The following is a 21900-nucleotide window of genomic DNA, read 5'->3' as shown; positions in this document are numbered from 1 at the left end:
CATCACTCCCTCACCTCAGCTAGAATCTTCTCGGCTCCTTGTGCGATGAGCTTCTCTGCGACTAACGCACCCAACGCTTCCGGATCGTTCCCGGAAGCTGTTTCTTTGAGCATGGTTACGCCATCCGGCGTCCCGACCATGCCTGTCAGGGTCAGCAGCGGAACGTCTCCGCTGCTCGTCTCGTTCACGCTCGCGTATGCGCCGAGCGGCACCTGGCAGCCTCCGTTGAGTCTGCCGAGGAAAGCCCGCTCCGCTCGCACCGCGAGCGCCGTTGGCTCATGCTGGAACTTGCCCAGCAAGTCCAGCACGAAGTCGTCGTTGCCGCGGCACTCGATGCACAGCGCTCCCTGTCCTACGGCAGGGAGGCATAGCTCGGGCGGCAAGTAGCTACTGATGCGATCTTGCCAGCCGATCCGGTGGAGACCGGCGGCGGCAAGCATAATCGCATCGAAGTTCTCTTCTTCGAGCTTGCGCAGCCTCGAATCGATATTGCCCCGGATCGACTCGATCCGGAGGTCCGGGCGGTGGTGCTGCAGCTGGCTAGCCCGGCGCAGCGAGCTTGTGCCGACGAGCGCGCCCTGCGGCAGCTCGTCGAGCGATCTGCCACCGCGCGTGATCAGCGCATCGCGCGGATCCTCGCGCTTGGGAATCGCGCCTACAACAAGACCTTCGGGCAGCTCGAAAGGCATATCCTTCATGCTATGAACGGCGATATCAATCTCGCCGTCTGTCAGCGCTTGTTCGATTTCCTTCACGAATAAACCTTTGCCACCGACTTTGGATAACGTGACGTCCAGAATCCGATCGCCCTTCGTTACAATTTTCTTAATTTCAAATTGACATTCGATACCGTGCTCTGAGGCAAGCTGCTTCAAGAGCTCAACAGCTTGCCCTGTTTGAGTCAGTGCCAAAGCACTTTGTCTTGTCCCTACAATTATCGTTTTCATACGTCTCCGCCTCCTAATACGTGCTGCCCAATCTCATTGATGAAAGACCAAGAAGGCCGTCCACGCTCTACTTGCCCTTGCGATTGCATCCAAGCTTCGCCATGTAAGGCTAGGTTGAACTTCTCTTTCCAATCTTCAAACTTTCCTTCACGGATTAAAGGCATCAGATCCCATGCCAGCATGTCTTTAAATAGGCCCTGCCTCGCTTCTTTATCCTTCACGTGCTCCTGAATGAACAAGCGAGTTTCACTGAGAAAATCCAAATAGATTTCATACTCATCGCCATAGGTCTTGTCGATCTCTTTGGCAATTTTACGCGCCGCTGATGGACTAGCTCCCCCCGTGGAGACCGTAATGACCAGCTTCCCCCGACGAACAACAGAAGGCAGGATAAACGAACTCAGCTCTGGTTGATCAACAATATTAACGAGCAAATTATGCGCATTCGCATCCTGTGCAATCTGTCTATTAACTTGTGCATCGTTCGTGGCCGCAATGACTAATGCAAATCGTGCCTCGCCATGGATTGTCCATATCGATTCATCATAGGACTGTTTCTTCACGATCACATTCTGTTGATTCCCCATCTCAAGAATTCCAGCCGTGAACGCTGGACTGACAAGCGTTACCTCTGCACCTGCTCCAAGCAACGATCGTAATTTCCGTTCCGCTATCGGACCCCCACCAACGATCAAGCACCGGCGTCTTGTTAAATTCATCATAACGGGAAAAGGATGATGCCAACCATTTAGCTCCATATCCACCCGTGAAAATCAGAAACAAGGTTTGAAACAACGAAATTCAATACGACGATGCAAAAAGCCGCAAGGTTCCACACAGCTAGCTTATTCCCCGAAATTCGCATGGACTTATGTTGAAATAAGTAAAACGCGTAGGCTGCCAACACGAAGAAAGAATTGATTACTTTGGGATCATAGAGAAGATTGCGATTTCCTTCAAGCACGACCCACACTACCCCAAGACTTAATGCCATGAGTAGCAGCGGCCCACCGATAATGACCGACAAATACGTATAATGCTCAATTTTCTCAAGTGACGGCAGTCTCATAACCGCTTGAGAAAAATTTTTACTTTTCAACCTTGCATGTAAAAATATGTACATCCCTGAAAAAATGGCGGCAATTGAAAATGCGGCATAACTGCCAATCGCTAACGAAATATGAATGAATAATAGCTCATCATTAACTTCCCAATCGGATTTGATCGGCACAACATGCGGATTTCCAAATATATTCAGTGCAAGAATCGCAAAGCCAAGTACATTCACAAAAAAAACAAACAATTCAATACGGAAAAAACGGTTGATAATCAATGATATCGTTACAATTAGCCACGAAAACATAAAGAGTACGTCGGAACGAACGAAAGCCCATTCAGTCAAATGACCATATAAACTGATCGCCAAGTAAGCGGTTTGCAAAACCCATACAAACAAAAGCAGCCCCGTCCCCATCCGTTTCGCGCTCCGGCTCGCATTCGCGAAATCCGAAAAGTAAAACAGTAGGCTCAGGGCATACATATAAATCATCGCATCAAACAACCAGCTACGTGTAACCATGGCACCTCTCCTAGGCGGTTAGCGCCTTTTTATCAAGATGGGGCTAGAACATCCGCGTTTTGCAAACTACGAACGGACAGCTTCTCATCCAACGTTTGTTTACTTTCCACCTTGTTAAAGCCTGACTCCAGCTCTTGTGCTATTTGATCTGCCTGTTCTTGTTGTTTAAGCGTATCTTCTAATGCGAAAAGCTTCGTGAAAATTTCGAGAGCATCGTCGCCATGGCGCTCTCCCGCCATTTCTTTTATCCGTAAAATCGGATCACGCAACACTTGATTCACAATACTCTTCGTTAATTTACGAATCACCTTAATTTCACGTTCATCCAGATCAGTCAGCTTATTCAGCATGTTCTCCATGGTTTCTTCGTGAATCTGATTCGCTTTCGTTTGCAAAGCGCTAATCAGTGGGCTCACGCCAAGTGTCTTCGTCCATTGGTCAAAGGCAGCGATTTCGGACGTGATCATGATCTCAATCTTAGCCGCTTCTTTCTTTCTCTCCTGCAAATGCTTATCCACAATATGCTCCAAATCATCAATATCGTAAAGGAACACATTAGGCAAACCGCTAATTTGCGGATCCAGATCGCGCGGAACCGCGATATCCATCATGAAGAGCGGACGTGTTTTTCTTTTTTGCACATAGGACTGAATATCGTTCTTCGTCAGAACGTATCCAGGCGCACCTGTGGAGCTAATGATAATATCAACCTCAGGTAAATATTTCGGCATTTCCTCAAGTGTGCTAGCCACACCGCTAAATTTGCCTGCTAAATCCATAGCTCTTTCCAGCGTGCGATTCACAACGATAACTTTGTTAGCGCCATTTGCATACAAATGCTTCACGGTCAACTCACTCATCTTACCCGCACCAATAATCATAATGGTCTTGTTCACATAGCTACCGAAAATCCGCTTACCGAGTTCTACAGCAGCATAGCTAATGGAGACTGGGTTATTACTGATGCCCGTCTCTGAGTGTGCTTTCTTCGCAAGTGTTATCGCTTGTTTGAATAACGTGTTGAAATAAGAACCTGTTGCTTTCAATTGTTGAGACGCTAAAAAAGCATCCCTCACTTGACCGAGAATCTGAGTTTCCCCAATAACCATCGAATCAAGCCCCGTTGTAACACGGAACAAATGCTCAATTGCTTTTTCATTCTCATACGTATATAAATGCTTCTGGAACTGATCCTTCGTCACATGAAACCAACGCTCAAGAAAATGCGTCAAGTAATGACTGCACAGCTGAGGACGATCCACGACGGCATAAATTTCGGTGCGATTGCAGGTGGCAACAATAACACATTCCAATATACTTTTTGTCTCTTTCAATTCAGCGATTGCCTTCGGTAAATCTTGATCTGAGAATGCAAACTTCTCACGAATTTCTACCGGGGCTGTCCGATAATTCAAACCAACTGCGATAATATGCATAGTTACCACCTGCCTTTCCTTCTATTTAGAAACATTATAGCACAGCAGATCAGACATTCCGACAAAATATTTGAATAAATTATGAAAGCTTTAGTTCTGTTCGTTAGTTTTAACAGCTCTGTGCTCCTCTATACCTCATACAGGCAGAATCCCCTATTGCAACCCTTTTTTTCTTAAAAAGGAAGTCAACTCGCGATCTAATTTCGATAACTCGGTATTTTGGGATGAAATGATCTCACCGTTCGAAGCCATCATTTTCTCATAGACCTCATACATGTGCCCAAATTGCTTTTGGGCTTCCTTCAATGTTAGTGTCTCATCCGCTTTCAGAGCTCTGACTCCACCGAGCTGCAGTCTCTGTATGTATTGGGTTAATTGGTTCATGAAGCTAAGCGAGCTTAGCTCCTCTTTTCCCCCTGCTGCCAAAATCAATCGCTCATGCGTGTATTCTGCTGAGTACAATGCTCGTCTTACTGGATCGAGCTCATTCGTACTTTTACTCTGCGAGGCTTCTTCTAAGCTGCTCTTCAATATTTCCATTTGAAATAAGGACACTTGGAACAGTAAATGCGTGGCATCGTGATCTTCCTTTTGATGACCTAACATTTGAGCGAGTTGATAAATAGGCCAAATGATCAAAAAGAGAACAACGACATACAGCACCAATTTCCTAATGATTTTATGCTTCAAGCTTCTTCCCCCACCTCAAGTGAACTGGACATGTATCGCCAATATCATTGTATGGGTGTCTGAACAAACAAATAACCACGGATTTCTCCGTGGTTATCGTTATTTTCAATTTGCAGAATTTTATTTAACAAGCTCTGCTTGCTTTATTTCAGGAGTTTCTACTTGTAATTCACCCATTCCGCGAACAAGTTTCTTCGCATAGAACGTTTCTGGTTTTAGTACGGACACCATAAAGTCGATTGCTAATTGAGGGTCGACTGTCTCACCGCATGTATAACAATCAAGTGCGGCAAAACCTCTCTCAGGATAAGTATGAATGGAGAGATGACTCTCGGACAACATAACAAGAACTGTTGCACCTTGTGGTTCAAATTGCTTGGATTGTACAGATAGAACAGTTGCTCCACATACCTCGGCAGCTTCAACCATCTGAGCTTGCAGCCATTCTGCATTGTTCAGAAGTTCAAAATCTACCCCCCAAGTATCAACAGCAACGTGTCTTCCGAAAGTTGAGTATTCTGTTTCCATCTTTCGGTTCCCCCTTCCTAGGAATAAAATGTGTGAAAAAAATTTCATCCGCTAGGACCTACGTCATTCACTTCCCGAGGGTATAATCTCTCGCAACATTCAATGTCCTGAGTGAATCCTGGTTCCTATATTGTTTCAACGAGAATAAAAATAACATCTATCGACGATAAATGCAATAGTTTTTTTTGTTAAACGCTAACTGTCACACCGACGCCATATCTAAATTATGTCGTAATGCCATTGCTTGTGCCTGAAAACAAAGAGAGACCCAAAAATGGGTCTCCACAAATATAGCATGTATGGGTGATTATGCCTCCAAAACGAACAAACGATGTGTCAGCTCATTGAGGCGAATGTCGATCTGTTGGTGTTCATCCCTGTCCTGCAGCATGTTACGCATATCAAGAAGGTGATTGATTTGATCGTAGATCATTTCGATCTCTTGCTCAACTTCTCTCTTCTGGAACATCATCTGCATGAGACCAATGGTATCTTTGTGCTCATAAACAATTGTTAATAGTTGACCTTTGATTTCCTCGATCTTCACAACGGTTCCGCGTTCATAATAATAAACCATCGTGTAGCTTGGGTAAATCCGATTGACTTTAGCGCTGCCTTTGAATTCCGATACTGCTTTACGCATTAAATTAGCTAATAAGGTATTACTTAATCTGCAGGATCCTGTGCATTCATATAGGCCCGATTTCTTCTCAAATGAAAGGACGATTTCTTGACCTTCGCCATCTTGAAAAACAACTTCTTGATTCCCGTTTTCCAAAACTTTGACTTGCAGTGTCACTTGATGGTCTACAAACATTTGAAAAAACTTCAACATATCGGCTTCTGTTAACTGGAGGCAGGTTTTGACATATTCAGTCGCTAACCTTTGTGCCATAAAAATCCCTCGATTCTTTGTTTTCAAGCCATTAACTATTACCTTGCTTATTATTATACTACAAGAGTAGCGAATATTCCTGCCGGCAATTCATGATAATCAGCCAAATATTCTGAAAAAAGCTTGATAAACTGGAATGCCATCAAATTTCCCCCAGATTACCTCGCTTTCCCGTATGCTTCTTTTTGATTTCCTCTATCTTTGAACGCTATCCTCGAAAATACGCAAAAAACCGCCCTGTGATTAGGACGGTTGCGGATCGATTATAGCGCTAGTAAGAACTTCTTCGGTTTGAGGCTCCGATTCGCCATAAGCAATCGCTTGCTCTAGAATTCCCCACAGCTCATCCTTGCCAAGCCCTAGCTCAGAAGAGAACATCAGCGGCTGTACCCCTTTATCCATCCCTAGTGTTTCACGTACAATCTTCAAATGTTTCGGCCATCTGCTCTTAGGAATCTTGTCCGCTTTGGTCGCAACAACAAGGACAGGTACATCCATGTGGCGAAGCCATTCGTACATCGCCTGATCATCTTTGGAAGGCGGATGTCTTAGATCGACTAACTGCATCACAAGGCGCAGAGGCTCTCGATTCAATAAATAGCTTTCAATGAATTTCCCCCATTGCTCGCGCTTGGTTTTGGATACCTTTGCGTAGCCGTAGCCAGGTAGATCAACGAAATATAAGTCCTGATTAATTTTATAATAGTTAAGAGTTTGCGTCTTGCCCGGTTGTGAACTGGTTCTAGCTAAGTTTTTGCGAGAAATCAAACAGTTAATGAGTGACGATTTCCCGACATTAGAACGCCCTGCCAGCGCAATCTCTGGCAAGGCATCTTCTGGATATTGGCTAGGTCCAACCGCGCTGATGATAAATTCAGCTTGATTGACTTTCATGAATATTCAACTACTTTCTAAGTCGATCCGACGTTAGCCGTCGGCTTATTTTTGATAAGCGCATGTTCCAGCACTTGATCCATGTGGCTGACAGGGATGAACGTCATCTCTGTGCGGACACTTTCTGGAATTTCGATAATGTCTTTCTCATTGTCTTGAGGTAAGAGGATTGTACGTATACCCGCACGATGTGCAGCTAGAGCCTTCTCCTTCAAGCCCCCGATTGGAAGTACGCGGCCGCGAAGCGTGACCTCTCCAGTCATCGCGACTAAGCGTGAAACAGGAATGTTCGTCAAGGCAGAGATTAATGCGGTAGCCATCGTAATCCCAGCAGATGGGCCATCCTTCGGAATCGCACCTTCAGGAATGTGAATGTGTACATCATTCTTCTCATGGAAATCTGGGGCAATCCCAAGGACTTCAGCTCGCGAACGCGTGTAACTGAAAGCCGCCTGCGCAGATTCCTTCATCACATCACCTAATTTACCTGTCAAGGTTAACTTGCCAGTACCAGGTAACACAGATACCTCAATGACGAGTGTATCTCCTCCCACTTCCGTCCAAGCAAGACCTGTAACAGCACCGATCTGATCCTTCTCTTCTGCAACATTATACTTGAACTTAACAGGACCTAAATAGTCACTTAAGTTTTCTACAGTTACATGAACAGGTGTCTCTGGGTCTGATACGATCTTCTTAGCTGCTTTGCGATTCATGCCTGCAACTTGCTGCTCTAGATTACGCACGCCTGCTTCTCGTGTATACTCGCGCACAATCTTCATCAATGCGGCTTCATCAACGACAAGTTGCTCTTCTTCAAGACCGTGATCACGTTTCTGCTTAGGAAGTAAATATTTCTTGGCAATTTGGAGCTTTTCAATCTCCGTATAACCTGGAATATATAGAACCTCCATCCGATCTAACAGAGGACGAGGAATATTATGCACAGCATTCGCCGTGGTCACAAACATCACGTTGGACAAATCAAAAGGTACTTCAATGAAATGATCGCTAAAAGTGCTATTTTGTTCAGGATCCAATACTTCAAGCAAGGCAGAGGCAGGATCTCCGCGGAAATCCATCGCCATCTTGTCAATTTCATCTAACAAGAAAACGGGATTATTCGCGCCTGCATTCTTCATGCCTTGAATGATTCTACCAGGCATAGCGCCAACGTACGTACGACGATGACCGCGAATTTCAGCTTCATCTCTCACGCCGCCTAGCGAGATTCTGATGAATTGTCTTCCCATCGATCTAGCTATTGAACGAGCAATCGACGTTTTACCAACCCCAGGAGGGCCAACTAAACAAAGAATCGGACCCTTGAGCTTTTTGACTAGCTTCTGCACGGCTAAGTACTCTAGCACCCGCTCTTTCGGCTTCTCTAGACCAAAATGATCCTCATTCAATATCTCTTCTGCTTTATCTAAGTCCAAATCGTCATCAGTCTGTTTGTGCCAAGGAAGACCTAGCAACCAATCGATATAATTGCGAATGATGCCGCCTTCTGCAGAAGTTGCAGGCATTTTCTCCAACCGATCAATCTCTTTTTCAACCTTCTCACGAACCTTATCCGGAAGCTCAGCTTCAGCTAGCTGATTTCGTAACTCATCAACTTCGCCAGCACGACCTTCTTTGTCGCCAAGTTCTTTCTGAATCGCCTTCATCTGCTCACGGAGGTAGTATTCCTTCTGTGTTTTCTCCATTTGCTTCTTGACCCGCTGACTGATTTTGCGTTCGAGTTCAAGCACTTCCCGCTCATTATTCAAAATATTAAGCATTTTCTCGAGCCGTTCACGTACGTCAACGGTCTCGAGAATATCTTGTTTATCTTTAATTTTAAGCGATAAATGACTACAAATCACATCTGCCAATCGGCCAGGCTCATCAATATCAGATACCGCGGCAAGTGTCTCAGGCGTTACTTTCTTGGAAAGATTGATGTAATGCTCAAATTGACTTAGCACACTTCTCATCAAAGCATCGATCTCAGGATCCGAAATTTCTTGCTCCGGCAATTCCTTTACGGTAACCTCGTAATACTCGTCATTCGTCAAGTACTCTACGATTTCAGCACGTAATACTCCCTCAACCAGGACGCGAATCGTACCATTCGGTAATTTGAGCATTTGCCGCACTTTCGCAATAGTTCCGATGCGATAAATATCCTCTTTCGTTGGTTCTTCTATGTTGATCTCTGATTGAGAGCAGAGGAGAATCATGCTGTCATCCACCATCGCCCGCTCGAGTGCTTTCACCGATTTTTCTCGCCCTACATCCAGGTGTAGAACCATGCTCGGATAGACCAGCAGTCCCCTAAGTGGCAATAACGGTAATCTGCGCACCTTCATTTTTCCAGGCCCCATCCTCTGCACCTCCAATAATAGGGATCCTTGAACCTACGTTCAAAGTCTCACCTTGAAATAAAGTAATAATAGGTTTCACATGATAAATCGGCTTTATTTTTAGATAAACGCACTCGTCCAGAGGACGGTGTAGCCGTTTATTTTATCTATGTGGGATTTTCTCCCTACGTTGCCCTTTACATTTTAACAAAACTCTAAACAAAACACCAATTGAGGGCTGACGCGCCATGTAAGGTAGCGAAAAGCCTCCCTTTAAGAGTCAATTGTATGCTGTGAATTGGCATGTAGAATGGGTAAAGTTGTAGCTGGAATCGTTCTTTCCATAGAGTAAGGTAATGGAATCACATTATCATGAAGCTCAATGCCGAGTGCAGCTGCAAGCACTTCCTCAATGGTTTCTACCGCGACAACTTCAACACCAGGTAAATCAACAAACAAGGCTTGCCAATTTTCCTTTGGAATAATAACACGGGTAGCTCCTGCTTGAAATGCCGCCTCTACTTTGGCCACAACACCTCCAACAGGCTTCACTTTCCCATGTATGCTCATTTCTCCTGTCATAGCTAATTTGTTATCTACAGGTATTTTATGTATGGCCGAGGCAATCGCTGTAGCCATCGAAATACCTGCGGATGGTCCATCAATCGGCACCCCGCCAGGGAAATTGATGTGGAGATCATAATCCGACGTATTAAAACCTAACTTACGAAGAACAGTTAACACATTTTCCACAGAGCCTCTAGCCATGCTTTTACGTCGAATGGTTCGGGAGCCTCCGCCCATTTCCTCTTCATCAACAACACCTGTAATATTGAATTTTCCCGTTCCTGCAACCGCAATTGGAATCGCAGTAACTTCAATCTCCAATAGAGTGCCCAAATTAGGACCATAGACAGCTAAGCCATTTACGAAGCCTATTTGTGGCTGAGCAGGCACTTTGCGCTCCGGTCTTGGCGGTATTTGTGAAGAATTCACGACCCATTCAATATCAGCTGCAGTGATAGAATCCCGTTTATCTGTAAGGGCGATACCTGCGGCTAATTGAATCACATTTACGGCCTCACGACCATTCGTTGCATATTTCGTTACAACCTCTATGGCATCTTCACATTTTTTGAAACCAATTTTATCAAGCGCTTTTCTTGCTATTTCTCCTACCTCACCAGGCAAAAGTGGTCGGAAGAAAATTTCCAAACAACGTGAACGGATGGCCGGAGGAATCTCATTCGGTGTGCGGGTTGTCGCTCCAACTAAACGAAAATCTGCCGGTAGCCCATTCTGAAATATATCATGAATATACCCTGGAATATTCGCATCCTCAGAGCTGTAATATGCACTCTCTAAGAATACCTTACGGTCTTCAAGCACCTTTAATAATTTGTTCATTTGCGTCGCGTGCAATTCACCAATTTCGTCAATGAACAAAATTCCCCCATGCGCCTTCGTTACGGCACCTGGTTTCGGTTGTGGTATCCCAGCAACGCCCATCGCGCCAGCGCCTTGATAAATGGGATCATGTACGGATCCAATCAGCGGATCAGCAATACCACGCTCGTCAAAACGAGCAGTCGTAGCATCTATCTCTGTAAACTTGGAGTCAGGTCGGAAAGGAGACTCTTGATTTTTCTTCGCTTCTTCTAATATGACGCGCGCTGCAGCTGTTTTTCCAACGCCGGGAGGGCCGTAAATAAGCACATGCTGAGGATTAGGACCACATAGTGCCGCTTTCAGAGCCTTCAACCCTTCGATTTGGCCAACAATATCCTGCACAGAAGAAGGTCTCGTTTTCTCAGACAGAGGCTTGGTTAGTGAAATGGATCTCAACTTGCGTAACTTCTCCAGTTCTTTCCTAGATTCTCTATCCACTGCAGACTTGTTCGTCTGTTGATTTCGCAGTAAATTCCAGAAATACAACCCGATTACAACTGCAAAAAACACTTGAATGACCATTAGAATGATACTTAAACTCATGTGTTGAACCTCCTTAAACACGTCATCTTCGATTAGGTACGTTTAAATGCTAGCCTATCGGCCTTTGCTAATTTCCATTATTCCCGTGTAAAAGAAGGTTAATCCAATCCATGCAAACTTTTGCATCACGTATGATAGCCCCCTTGCGGAAGAAGGATAAGAGTAGTTAATCTTGCAAAAGGATGTGGCGGGATTTGAAGAAATACTTATTGATTTTGATACTTGCGCTATTTCTTTGCGCGCCTAAATCACAGATAGCTTTAGCTGCCCATAACGATCCTCTTCTTCCATCTGCTGACATTATTCTTGACGTAGGACATGGCGGAATCGATAGCGGAACCATGGTGGGCAAATATGAAGAAAAAGATATGAATCTAGCTATCGCCAAGAAAACGTATAAATCACTTGTAAAAAAGGGGTATCGCGTTATTATAAACCGCACCGAGGACTATGCGTTGAGTGATGATAATACATGGTCATACGGAGGCAGACATCGCAAAGATCTCGCTCAACGCTCTGGTCTAGCTAATACCATTAACCCGAGAATGATGCTCAGTTTGCATATCAATTGGTCCAAAAAATCGAACACACGCGGGCCGCTCGTCATTTATCAAAATCAATCCGACAGCATTCTGTTAGCGAACCTCTTACAAGATGCTTTGAATCAAGTTTATGGTACGGAAGAGCTTCCTGTTCTTGGTAAAAAGTATTATGTACTCAAGTTTACAAAATGCCCTTCCGTCATTGTTGAATTAGGATTTTTATCTAATAAATCGGATCGTAAGCTCCTAGGCGAGAGTCATCATCAAGCCAAGCTTGCCAAAGCAATTACACATGCCGTCGAGCAATATTTCGCCATGACACATCCGAAATAGTCTATTTGACCATTTGTGAAATAGGAACAAAAGTTGCTTCCTTCTGAATACTAGGAATAGCCTCATGGATGACATGAGCGGTCTTCTTCCCAGGAGGACCTACGTGACCAATAGCAATCACTTCATCCTTGTCATGTATTAATTTTCTCAGCTTAACCATTTGCTTATTAATATGACTGAACGTATACAGATCATCGAAAAACAACTGATTGTCCGCATGCGGTACGCCACGCGAATCTGCAATCTTTCCGATTAAGCTCTTCGGCGTGGTCCTGCTATCCAGTAATATTAAATTTCGTTCTTTGCATATCTCGATAAGAATCTTCATGACTCTTTCGTCCGCGGTCGCTTTGGAACCCATATGATTATTTATACCTATGGCAAAGGGCACATCGTCGATCGCCGCAACGATCCGTTTATGTATTTCTTCGTTGGACAAGTCCGTTGTGATTGCGCCTGGCCCCAGCCAGCTCTTCTTCCCTCTCACAGGCTCCATGGGAAGGTGTAGTATGACCTCGAGTCCTCTGTCATGAGCCAACTGCGCGTCTTGCTTCGTTGAGGGCAAGAAAGGCATAACAGCCACTGTGAATGGAATGGGCAGCTTCAGCATCTCCGCTGTCCCCTCCATGTTATTGCCAAAGTCATCAATGACAATGGCTACTTTCTTCGTAATCGCTCCGGTCGGCTGTTGTGGATTTAAACTTGGCTCTGCTTGTGTAAATCCTGGATTCGCAATCAAGACAGCCCCCGTGATTAGGGTAAGCGCCACCTGTCGACATAATGCAAACGTTGGAAATAACTTCATCCTCTTCTCCTCCTTTAAGTTTTATCAGAAAACTAGTTTCGTAAGCATCCGCTATTGCTTAGAAATTCTTACTGACCATTTCCAGTTTTACTCATTATGCTTCACTTGCTGGGCAAATATGCGCTTAGACATGGGCGTACAAAAAAACCGTTAAAGACTCCTTAGAGTTCTTAACGGTTTATAATCGTTGTATTTATTTAGTGCTGCTTGCGCCCAGGGATGACCCCAGTCTGTTCGTAGGAAGCAACAATAATATCAATTTCTTTTTTCAGTTCAGCAAGCAGTTCAGCCTCAGGCACTTTACGAATCATTTCTCCGTAACGGAACAGCATTCCTTCTCCACGAGCCCCTGCGATACCAATATCTGCTTCTCTCGCTTCACCAGGTCCATTCACGGCACAACCCAAAACAGAAACCTTAATCGGCACTTTGATTTTGGCAATATAATCTTCAACCTCATTAGCGATCGAGAATAAGTCAATATCCAGACGACCACAAGTAGGACAGGAAACCAACGTCGCGGCGTTCGTAATTAATCCGAATGTCTTGAGAAGTTCTCTTGCGACTTTAATTTCTTCAACAGGGTCCGCACTCAAAGAAATACGAAGCGTGTTACCGATGCCCATATTAAGTAAAGTTCCAATCCCCGCAGCGCTTTTCACAGCCCCTGTAAAGAGGGTTCCAGCCTCTGTAATCCCCAGATGAAGCGGATAATTAAATGCTTTCGCAGCCTGAGAATACGCCGCAATGGCCATAGGGACATCAGATGCCTTCAAAGAGACGATGATATCTTGGAAATCGAGTTCTTCCAAAATGTTGATATGGAATAGGGCGCTTTCTACCATCGCTTCAGGCGTTGGATAGCCGTACTTTTCAAGAAGATGATTCTCAAGGGAGCCAGCATTAACGCCGATACGAATCGGGATACCGCGCTCTTTACAAGCCTTAACAACTGCTTCAACCTTCTCACGGCGACCGATATTACCTGGATTAATGCGGACTTTGTCAATACCGTTCTCAATCGCGGCAAGTGCCAAACGATGATCGAAATGAATATCAGAGACCAAAGGAATATGAATTTGTTTCTTAATTTCCTTGATAGCTTCAGCGGCTTCCTTATTGTTGACAGTCACACGTACAAGCTGACAACCCGCTTCTTCAAGACGAAGAATCTCAGCAACTGTCGCTTTGACATCAGCTGTTTTGGTTGTGCACATACTTTGCATGATTACTTCGTTACTGCCACCGATCGTTAAATCACCTACCCGAACGGCTCTGGTATCTCGTCTATGGAACATTTTGGTTTCTCTCCCCATGACACCAAACATCCTCCGCTCCAATTCCCAGAAATGGAAATCGGATTGGAGGCTGTGTGTTCATTTATAAAATTATAGGTTACGCACTTTCTTCCTTCTTCTTACCAGAAGGCTGTGCGCCTTCTTTGGTTGTCAGAACAGGCGTAATCTTGTTTTGTACCGTTTCTTTGGAAACGACACAAGAAGATACATCCGTTCTTGAAGGAACTTCAAACATCACATCAAGCATAATGCTTTCAATGATGGCCCTTAGACCACGAGCACCGGTATTCCGTTTAATCGCTTCTTTGGCAATCGCATCAAGTGCTTCTGCGTCAAATTCAAGCGAAACGTTATCCATCTCGAGCATCTTCTGGTACTGCTTCACGAGCGCATTCTTAGGCTCGGAAAGAATACGCACAAGCGCAGCTTCATCAAGCGGCTCTAGTGTTGAAATAACCGGCAAACGACCTACGAACTCCGGAATCAAACCGAATCTCAACAGATCCTCAGGAAGGACCATCGATAGGTATTCACCTGGTTTCAAGTCAACTTTCATGCCATCTGTGCTAAATCCAATCACTTTTTTACCTATTCTGCGTTTGATAATTTGCTCTAAACCATCAAATGCTCCACCACAAATAAAGAGAATATTCGTCGTGTCGATTTGAATGAATTCTTGATGCGGATGCTTACGCCCACCTTGTGGAGGTACGGAAGCTACTGTGCCTTCAAGAATTTTGAGAAGAGCTTGTTGTACACCTTCACCGGAAACATCGCGTGTAATGGATGGGTTCTCGGATTTACGTGCAACTTTATCAATCTCATCGATATAGATAATGCCGCGCTCTGCTTTTTCAACATCGTAATCAGCTGCTTGGATCAGTTTGAGCAAGATGTTTTCGACATCTTCCCCTACATAACCAGCTTCTGTCAATGAAGTTGCATCCGCAATTGCAAATGGCACATTCAAAATTTTCGCAAGTGTTTGCGCAAGAAGTGTTTTACCACTTCCTGTAGGCCCTAGAAGGACGATATTACTTTTTTGAAGCTCAACATCTTCAAGCTTGTTCTGCGAGTTGATCCGTTTGTAGTGGTTATACACGGCAACAGCCAAGGATTTCTTCGCTTGTTCTTGACCAATAACGTATTGATCCAAGATATTACGAATTTCCTTTGGTTTCGGAACATCTTTCAGATCCAGTTCTTCTTCATGCCCTAATTCTTCTTCCACAATCTCCGTACAAAGCTCTATACATTCATCACAAATGTAAACTCCCGGTCCGGCAACAAGTTTACGAACTTGGTCCTGGGATTTTCCACAAAAGGAACATTTGAGTTGGCCTTTTTCATCGTTAAATTTAAACATGGGATCACTCCTTTATTTCAAGTCGTTTCGAGTGATAACCTCGTCGATTAACCCGTATGCCTTCGCTTCTTCAGCGCTCATAAAGTTATCCCGGTCGGTGTCTCTTTCGATCTTTTCAAGCGGCTGTCCCGTTCGGTCCACGTAAATCTGGTTGAGTTTATTCTTGGTCTTGATAATCCAATCCGCATGGATTTTGATATCGGTTGCTTGACCTCTAACACCGCCGAGCGGTTGGTGAATCATTACTTCTGCATTCGGCAGCGCGTATCGCTTACCTTTGGCTCCTGCTGTTAACAGCAAAGACCCCATACTTGCGGCCATACCTACACAAATCGTAGATACATCCGGTTTAATAAACTGCATGGTATCAAAGATACCCATTCCAGCCGTAACAGACCCACCAGGTGAGTTGATATATAAGTGAATATCTTTTTCAGGGTCCTGGGCGGATAAAAAGAGCAGCTGGGCAATGACCAAATTAGCCACATCGTCATCAATAGCGGTCCCGATGAAGATTATGCGGTCCTTAAGTAAACGCGAGTAGATATCGTAGGAACGCTCCCCACGAGCCTCTTGTTCTACAACCATAGGAATAAGACTCATTGTACCAACTCCTTTTGCGGCAAGCGCCATGTTCTCTCACTTGAGATTCAATTACAGTTTAACACGATTGGGCAACAATGTCATTTTTCTGAAATCAGCTATGTAAGCGGTAATACATATGTACTAAGGCGTTTAGACGTAAATTAGGGTAAAAGAAAGGCACGTTGCTTGCGTACGTGCCTTTACTTACCTTATTTACACGGCTGCGGAAACATGCTTGCTATTTTGAAGCAAGAAATCAACCGTTTTTCTGATTACTAGATCGTTGCTAAGACCTTCAAGAGATCCGTTTGAAGCAAACAGCTCACGAAGTTCAGCTGTTGATTTTTGGTAAGACGGTGCATATTTCTCAAGTTCCGCGTCAACTTCTTCGTCGGAAACTGTGATTTTTTCTGCAGCTGCGATAGCTTCAAGAACAAGGTTGTTACGAACACGCTTCTCAGCATCTTCTTTCATTTGTTCTTTCAATGCGCTCTCGTTTTGACCGGAGAACTGGTAGTAGATCTCAAGCGTCATGCCTTGGGAGCGAAGACGTCTTTCGAATTCTTTCACCATGATATCAAGCTCAGCTTCAACCATCGAACCTGGAATTTCAACTTCTGCGTTAGCAGCAGCTTTCTCAACAACTGCAGTTTCAAGTGCAGCTTCGGAATCTTTCTCTTTACGCTCTTGCATACGTTTTTGAAGCTCTTCTTTGTACTCAACAAGCGTATCGAACTCACTTACGTCTTTTGCGAACTCATCATCAAGCTCAGGCAGGTTTTTGCGTTTGATATCGTGAAGTTTCACTTTAAACACAGCTGCTTTGCCTTTCAGATCTTCGGAATGGTAGTTTTCAGGGAAGCTGACGTTAACGTCTTTCTCTTCGTCCTTACCAAGACCAACAAGTTGCTCTTCGAAGCCTGGGATGAATGAATTGGATCCAAGCTCAAGGGAATACTTCTCCGCTTTACCGCCTTCGAATGCTACTTCATCAACGAATCCTTCGAAATCAATGATTACGACATCGCCGTTAGCAGCTTGTCCTTCTTCAAGAACAACCAATTCAGCATGACGTTGTTGCAAACGTGCAAGCTCTTCATTCAATTCTTCTTCAGACACAGAAGCATTAACCGCTTCTACTTCGATACCTTTGTAGTCACCAAGCGCTACTTCAGGCTTAACTGTTACTTTAGCTTTGAATTTCAAGACTTGACCTTTACCAAATTGCTCAACATCTACTTCTGGACGATCTACAGGCTCGATTTTAACCTCTTCAATCGCTTCAACGTAAACTTCTGGCAAAATGATATCCAAAGCATCTTGATACAGGCTCTCAACACCGAATTTAGCTTCAAAGATTGAACGAGGCACTTTCCCTTTACGGAATCCTGGAACATTCACTTTCGCTGATACCTTTTTAAATGCCTTATCCAAAGCATCTGCAACGCGCTCTGCCCCAACTTCAACTTCAAGAACGCCAACGTTCTTCTCTATTTTTTCCCAACTTGCTTTCATTTTATGCCTTCCCCTCCAAAAATGTACCATGACATATATTTTTCACGTTAAGCTCATTATAACCATTCTATTATACCATATAACATTTTCATTTCAAGCGAGCTTTGTTCTTAACCTGGATCTGGGCTAAATTGCTTTACAAAAGCGGTCAGCACGTTGTGCGCGCGCTTCCACTGCAGTGTCATCGCATCCACGATACCATAAGTCTCTAGCAGCTCATCTCGATCAACCGTACCAAACAATTTGTCTTGCAAAATCGCATGCAGCGCAGAGGCCCACACGTCTACCGCGCTTTCTTCTGCCCTTAGCAGCTCCGTGTAAATCGAGGTGCCGTACGCATAGGCAAGAAACTCCTGCCATGTCTGAGTTGCAAAGTAGACAAAGTCAGGTTGGCTTATTTCACTAATGTCCCCGACTCTGCGAATCATATCACGAATTCGCAATGGAAAATCCTCCGACGTAAGCGGCGTCTCATCGATTTCGACGAGAACCGTTCGGCCATTCTTGGGGAACTCAATCAACCCGTGCTCCCCCATTTGCTTAAGTGTCTGTAACGCTTTGAATTGAAGATGAGGATGTCTGGGCCTTTCGCAAAGCCATTTCTTCACGAATTGACTCACCTCAGGTTGCTCGATAAAAGCAAGCTGCTCCAAAGCACTTACTTGTCCCTCTAGCGAACCTTCTTGCAGCATGTTTTGAAGCTTCATCACAAAAGCACCGTCATCCGAAGCTGATTTATCATGAATATACTGGCGTAACAAAGCGGACTCTTCCTCCGAGTCCTCTTCCTCAGTTACGGATGATGAGAACATCGTTTCTGGAAACATGGTAAGCAGCCAGTGGCGCAGGGCTTCCCATTGATCAGACTTATTCGCATCGACATTAGGAAATTGCAGCAAAAAAGTAAGCATCTCCAGTGCTTCTTTATACTGCTCGGAGCGTAACAGCTTCGTTAACTCGTCTTCATAGAACTGCTCTGTTTTAGGAAAAAGGATGACATTATCCAAAGTAGGATCTGACATAGGGATCACCTCTGTTCATGGTCTCGCTTGTGCCAGTTTACTTCATCATCCAAATGATTGCAAAAATATTTAAAAATGAAGTTGACTCGCATTATACGTTATGATATATTAACTCTTGCTTCGCCAAACGGATCTCGTCCAGGCGGTAAGAAGTGTCATAGGTCTCAGTAGCTCAGCTGGATAGAGCACACGCCTTCTAAGCGTGCGGTCGGGGGTTCGAATCCCTCCTGGGACGTCAAAGTAAGAGGAAAGACCGCGAGAAATCGCGGTCTTTTTTTATTTCCAAAACATACAAAATAAACGGCTACACCGTCCTTCTTGCACGAGAGCGTTTATGGAGAAATATAGCCATCTTAATAGGTAAAATTTATAAATTCTATATTAAAAAAACAAAAGTCTTTGCATGATGTGCGATATCATGTATAGTATTCACAATTGCATATTGTGGGAATAGGTGCTCTTGTTTTGTCAATCAAACGAGAGCTTAAAAGGGAAGTTCGGTGTAAAACCGACGCGGTCCCGCCACTGTAACAGAGGAGTCAACGCCTCCAATGCCACTGATCGAAAGATCGGGAAGGCTGGCGTTTGACGAGGATTCTGGAGCCAGGAGACCTGCCTAATTCTGACAGCACTGTTTTACCTACGGGAGATAGGGAGGTGTTAGAGATAGTAAACACTGTATACACATACACAGGGTATCTTTAACCTTTTTTATTAAGGTTAGAGATGCCCTTTTTTGATTTCCAGAGATTCGTATACCAGCAAAATTTGAGGAGGATTACCCCATGTGCGCACTTATAAACAGTAATTTAGGATATCCAAGAATTGGCGAGAACCGTGAGTGGAAGAAAGCGCTAGAGGCCTTCTGGTCCGGCAAATTGGATGAGAACGAGTTTACAAAGCAAATTGAAGACATTCGTCTACACAACCTGCGCTTGCAGCAGCAAAAAGGGATTGATCTTATTCCTGTAGGCGACTTCAGCCTATATGATCACGTGCTGGACACATCCACAATGTTCGGACTTGTTCCAAAGCGTTTCCCGTACACAGGCGGCCAAGTGCCACTAGCGACGTACTATGCGATGGCTCGCGGCAGTCAAGGTGCGACAGCTTGTGAAATGACGAAATGGTTCAATACCAATTATCATTACATCGTTCCCGAGTTACAGGACGCTCAGCCAGAACTAACCATCAATAAACCACTTGAAGCTTACCGTGAAGCGAAGCAAAAGCTAGGTATCGAAGGTAAGCCAGTCCTTCTCGGCTTATTTACTTTCCTTAAGCTAGCCAAGGGTTATAAAGCGGAAGAAATCGATCGTTTAATCGCGTTGTTTCTGCCGCTCTATGCTCGTATTTTGACTGAGCTGTCCGAGGAAGGTGTGAAATGGGTACAAATTGATGAGCCGATACTCGTACAGTCCCTTAGCTCAGAAGATCTCGGACGTGTTAAACACATCTACGTTACTCTGGCGGCAGCTGCACCAGCACTTAAAATCAGTATTCAAACGTATTTTGATGCCGTCGATCATTACCAAGATCTGATTTCCCTTCCCGTTCATGGGATTGGTCTTGATTTCATCCATGGCTTTGATTTGAACTGGAGCAATCTCCAAACCTATGGCTTCCCAGCGGATAAAGTGCTTGGCGTTGGTATTCTAGATGGACGCAATATTTGGCGGACAGATTTGAGCAGGCAGCTTGAATTCCTTGCCCAGCTTGAAGCAATCGTCCCCTATGAGCGCATGGTGCTGCAGCCTTCATCCAGCTTGCTGCATGTCCCTGTTTCCACGCGTAAAGAAAATAAACTTGAGCCTGTATTGCGGGATGCTCTAGCATTTGCAGAAGAAAAGTTGACTGAGCTTTCTATATTGACTAAAGCTATTCAACGCCAAGATCCCATGCAATTGGAATTAGATCTGAATCAGACGGCAATCGCTAACCTTAATGCGTCCTCGTATCGTAACAAAGCCATAGTCCAGCAAGCGATCGCGAATATCGGGCAACAGCCTTCTGATCGAAACAGCTCCTTCACAACACGCAGAGGACTCCAAACAGCCAAATGGCAGCTCCCTTTCTTGCCTACTACGACGATTGGGTCATTTCCACAAACAGTTGAAGTCCGAAATGCTCGTAAAAATTGGCGTAGCGGCGAATGGACACCTGAACAATATGAAGCATTCATTCAAGAACAGATCACTGAATGGATTCATCTTCAAGATGAGCTTGGACTCGATGTGCTTGTGCACGGAGAATTTGAGCGTACGGATATGGTGGAGTTTTTCGGTGAAAAGCTGGATGGCTTTGCTTTTACATCGAACGGCTGGGTTCAATCGTATGGTTCTCGTTGTGTGAAACCGCCTGTTATTTTCGGTGACGTGGAATTCGTGCAAGAGATGACAGTTAAAGAAACGAAGTTCGCCCAATCGCTAACAAGTAAGCCAGTAAAAGGTATGCTGACAGGACCGATTACGATTCTGAACTGGTCATTTGTCCGCAGCGATATTTCCCGCGAACAAGTTGCCTATCAGATCGCCTTGGCCTTGCGCCATGAAGTAGAGGCCCTAGAGCAAGCTGGCATTGAGATGATTCAAGTGGATGAGCCTGCGCTTCGTGAAGGCCTACCTCTGAAGAAGAGAGACTGGCAAGCTTATCTCGATTGGGCTGTCCTGGCATTCCGTTTGTCTACAGCAACTGTGAACGATGAAACTCAAATCCATACACATATGTGCTATTGCGAGTTCCATGACATTATAGACGCGATCAGAGCGCTAGATGCAGACGTCATTTCGATTGAAACATCGAGAAGTCACGGTGAGCTGATTCACAGCTTCGAGGAGCATACGTATGATCAAGGAATTGGGCTTGGGGTTTATGACATTCATAGTCCGCGTGTTCCATCTGTAACGGAAATGGTTGAAATGATCGAGCGTGCACTTAAGGTCCTTGAACCTGAGCTTTTCTGGATCAATCCAGATTGCGGCTTGAAAACACGTGGTAAAGATGAGACTGTAGCCGCACTACGCGTTATGGTTGAGGCTGCTAAGCTGTTCCGTGCAAGTCGGAGTGAATTGATTCCTTCTTAAAATTGAAAAACACCCCGCTGCATTTGCAAGCAAGGGTGCTGA

The 21900-nt window shown here is 44.6% G+C and carries 18 protein-coding genes, 1 tRNA gene and 1 riboswitch; of the genes, 3 read left to right on the top strand and 16 right to left on the bottom strand.

Translation table 11 applies throughout. The features are described from left to right. Positions 1–2 precede the first annotated feature (2 nt). The 10 genes from hemC to lonB form a co-directional block, all read right to left on the bottom strand. Positions 3–947, bottom strand: coding sequence for a hydroxymethylbilane synthase (gene hemC / locus ACSQ8P_RS09270; protein ID WP_436234910.1), 945 nt, complete (start codon positions 945–947; stop codon positions 3–5). Then, positions 944–1669, bottom strand: coding sequence for a precorrin-2 dehydrogenase/sirohydrochlorin ferrochelatase family protein (locus ACSQ8P_RS09265; RefSeq protein ID WP_436234909.1), 726 nt, complete (start codon positions 1667–1669; stop codon positions 944–946). Before ACSQ8P_RS09265 ends, hemC begins: the two co-directional genes overlap by 4 nt. 26 nt (positions 1670–1695) lie before the next feature. Next, entirely contained in the window at positions 1696–2526 is an 831-nt protein-coding gene (locus ACSQ8P_RS09260; protein ID WP_436234908.1) for a cytochrome C assembly family protein, read from the bottom strand. A gap of 32 nt (positions 2527–2558) precedes the next feature. After that, positions 2559–3962 carry a glutamyl-tRNA reductase gene (hemA, locus tag ACSQ8P_RS09255; RefSeq protein WP_436234907.1) on the bottom strand — a complete coding sequence of 468 codons (1404 nt, stop codon included), beginning with the start codon at positions 3960–3962 and terminating at the stop codon, positions 2559–2561. 153 nt (positions 3963–4115) lie between these two features. Further along, positions 4116–4652, bottom strand: a complete 537-nt coding sequence (locus ACSQ8P_RS09250; protein WP_436234906.1) for a hypothetical protein — start codon at positions 4650–4652, stop codon at positions 4116–4118. Positions 4653–4772: 120 nt separating this feature from the next. Then, the gene (gene speD, locus ACSQ8P_RS09245; RefSeq protein ID WP_056610310.1) at positions 4773–5180 is read right to left on the bottom strand and encodes an adenosylmethionine decarboxylase; all 408 of its coding nucleotides are present in this window, start codon (positions 5178–5180) and stop codon (positions 4773–4775) included. Positions 5181–5487: 307 nt separating this feature from the next. Further along, on the bottom strand, positions 5488–6075 hold the full coding sequence (locus ACSQ8P_RS09240) for a non-ribosomal peptide synthetase module (RefSeq protein ID WP_436234905.1): 588 nt from the start codon (positions 6073–6075) through the stop codon (positions 5488–5490). Positions 6076–6318: 243 nt separating this feature from the next. Beyond that, positions 6319–6969 carry a ribosome biogenesis GTP-binding protein YihA/YsxC gene (yihA, locus tag ACSQ8P_RS09235; RefSeq protein WP_436234904.1) on the bottom strand — a complete coding sequence of 217 codons (651 nt, stop codon included), beginning with the start codon at positions 6967–6969 and terminating at the stop codon, positions 6319–6321. Positions 6970–6986: 17 nt separating this feature from the next. Beyond that, on the bottom strand, positions 6987–9338 hold the full coding sequence (lon, locus tag ACSQ8P_RS09230) for an endopeptidase La (protein WP_436234903.1): 2352 nt from the start codon (positions 9336–9338) through the stop codon (positions 6987–6989). A gap of 252 nt (positions 9339–9590) precedes the next feature. After that, positions 9591–11309: an ATP-dependent protease LonB gene (gene lonB / locus ACSQ8P_RS09225; protein ID WP_436234902.1), complete on the bottom strand. Its 1719-nt coding sequence runs from the start codon at positions 11307–11309 to the stop codon at positions 9591–9593. 182 nt (positions 11310–11491) lie between these two features. Here lonB and ACSQ8P_RS09220 point away from each other — a divergent pair, with 182 nt between their 5' ends. Next, positions 11492–12184, top strand: coding sequence for an N-acetylmuramoyl-L-alanine amidase family protein (locus ACSQ8P_RS09220; RefSeq protein WP_436234901.1), 693 nt, complete (start codon positions 11492–11494; stop codon positions 12182–12184). A gap of 1 nt (position 12185) precedes the next feature. Here ACSQ8P_RS09220 and ACSQ8P_RS09215 read toward each other — a convergent pair whose 3' ends face one another. The 6 genes from ACSQ8P_RS09215 to ACSQ8P_RS09190 form a co-directional block, all read right to left on the bottom strand. Continuing rightward, positions 12186–12989 carry a divergent polysaccharide deacetylase family protein gene (locus ACSQ8P_RS09215; protein ID WP_436234900.1) on the bottom strand — a complete coding sequence of 268 codons (804 nt, stop codon included), beginning with the start codon at positions 12987–12989 and terminating at the stop codon, positions 12186–12188. A 197-nt stretch (positions 12990–13186) separates the two neighbouring features. Next, positions 13187–14287: a flavodoxin-dependent (E)-4-hydroxy-3-methylbut-2-enyl-diphosphate synthase gene (gene ispG / locus ACSQ8P_RS09210; protein WP_068665415.1), complete on the bottom strand. Its 1101-nt coding sequence runs from the start codon at positions 14285–14287 to the stop codon at positions 13187–13189. A gap of 97 nt (positions 14288–14384) precedes the next feature. Beyond that, a complete protein-coding gene (clpX, locus tag ACSQ8P_RS09205) occupies positions 14385–15653 on the bottom strand; it encodes an ATP-dependent protease ATP-binding subunit ClpX (protein WP_056610294.1) in 1269 nt (422 codons plus the stop codon). 12 nt (positions 15654–15665) lie between these two features. Next, complete coding sequence (gene clpP, locus ACSQ8P_RS09200) at positions 15666–16256, bottom strand: ATP-dependent Clp endopeptidase proteolytic subunit ClpP (protein ID WP_056610292.1); 591 nt, start codon at positions 16254–16256, stop codon at positions 15666–15668. A gap of 195 nt (positions 16257–16451) precedes the next feature. Beyond that, positions 16452–17753, bottom strand: coding sequence for a trigger factor (tig, locus tag ACSQ8P_RS09195; protein ID WP_436234899.1), 1302 nt, complete (start codon positions 17751–17753; stop codon positions 16452–16454). 110 nt (positions 17754–17863) lie between these two features. Next, positions 17864–18775: a hypothetical protein gene (locus ACSQ8P_RS09190; RefSeq protein WP_436234898.1), complete on the bottom strand. Its 912-nt coding sequence runs from the start codon at positions 18773–18775 to the stop codon at positions 17864–17866. 161 nt (positions 18776–18936) lie between these two features. Here ACSQ8P_RS09190 and ACSQ8P_RS09185 point away from each other — a divergent pair. Continuing rightward, positions 18937–19010 (top strand) — tRNA-Arg (locus tag ACSQ8P_RS09185). Positions 19011–19210: 200 nt separating this feature from the next. Next, a riboswitch (cobalamin riboswitch) is annotated at positions 19211–19410 on the top strand. A gap of 150 nt (positions 19411–19560) precedes the next feature. After that, positions 19561–21858: a 5-methyltetrahydropteroyltriglutamate--homocysteine S-methyltransferase gene (gene metE / locus ACSQ8P_RS09180; protein WP_436234897.1), complete on the top strand. Its 2298-nt coding sequence runs from the start codon at positions 19561–19563 to the stop codon at positions 21856–21858. Positions 21859–21900: the final 42 nt, after the last annotated feature.

The organism is Paenibacillus sp. LjRoot153 (assembly GCF_964253085.1).
Lineage (GTDB): Bacteria > Bacillota > Bacilli > Paenibacillales > NBRC-103111 > Paenibacillus_E.
The sequence above is the reverse complement of the archived record's forward strand: the minus strand, read 5'-3'. Positions and strand labels throughout refer to the sequence as shown.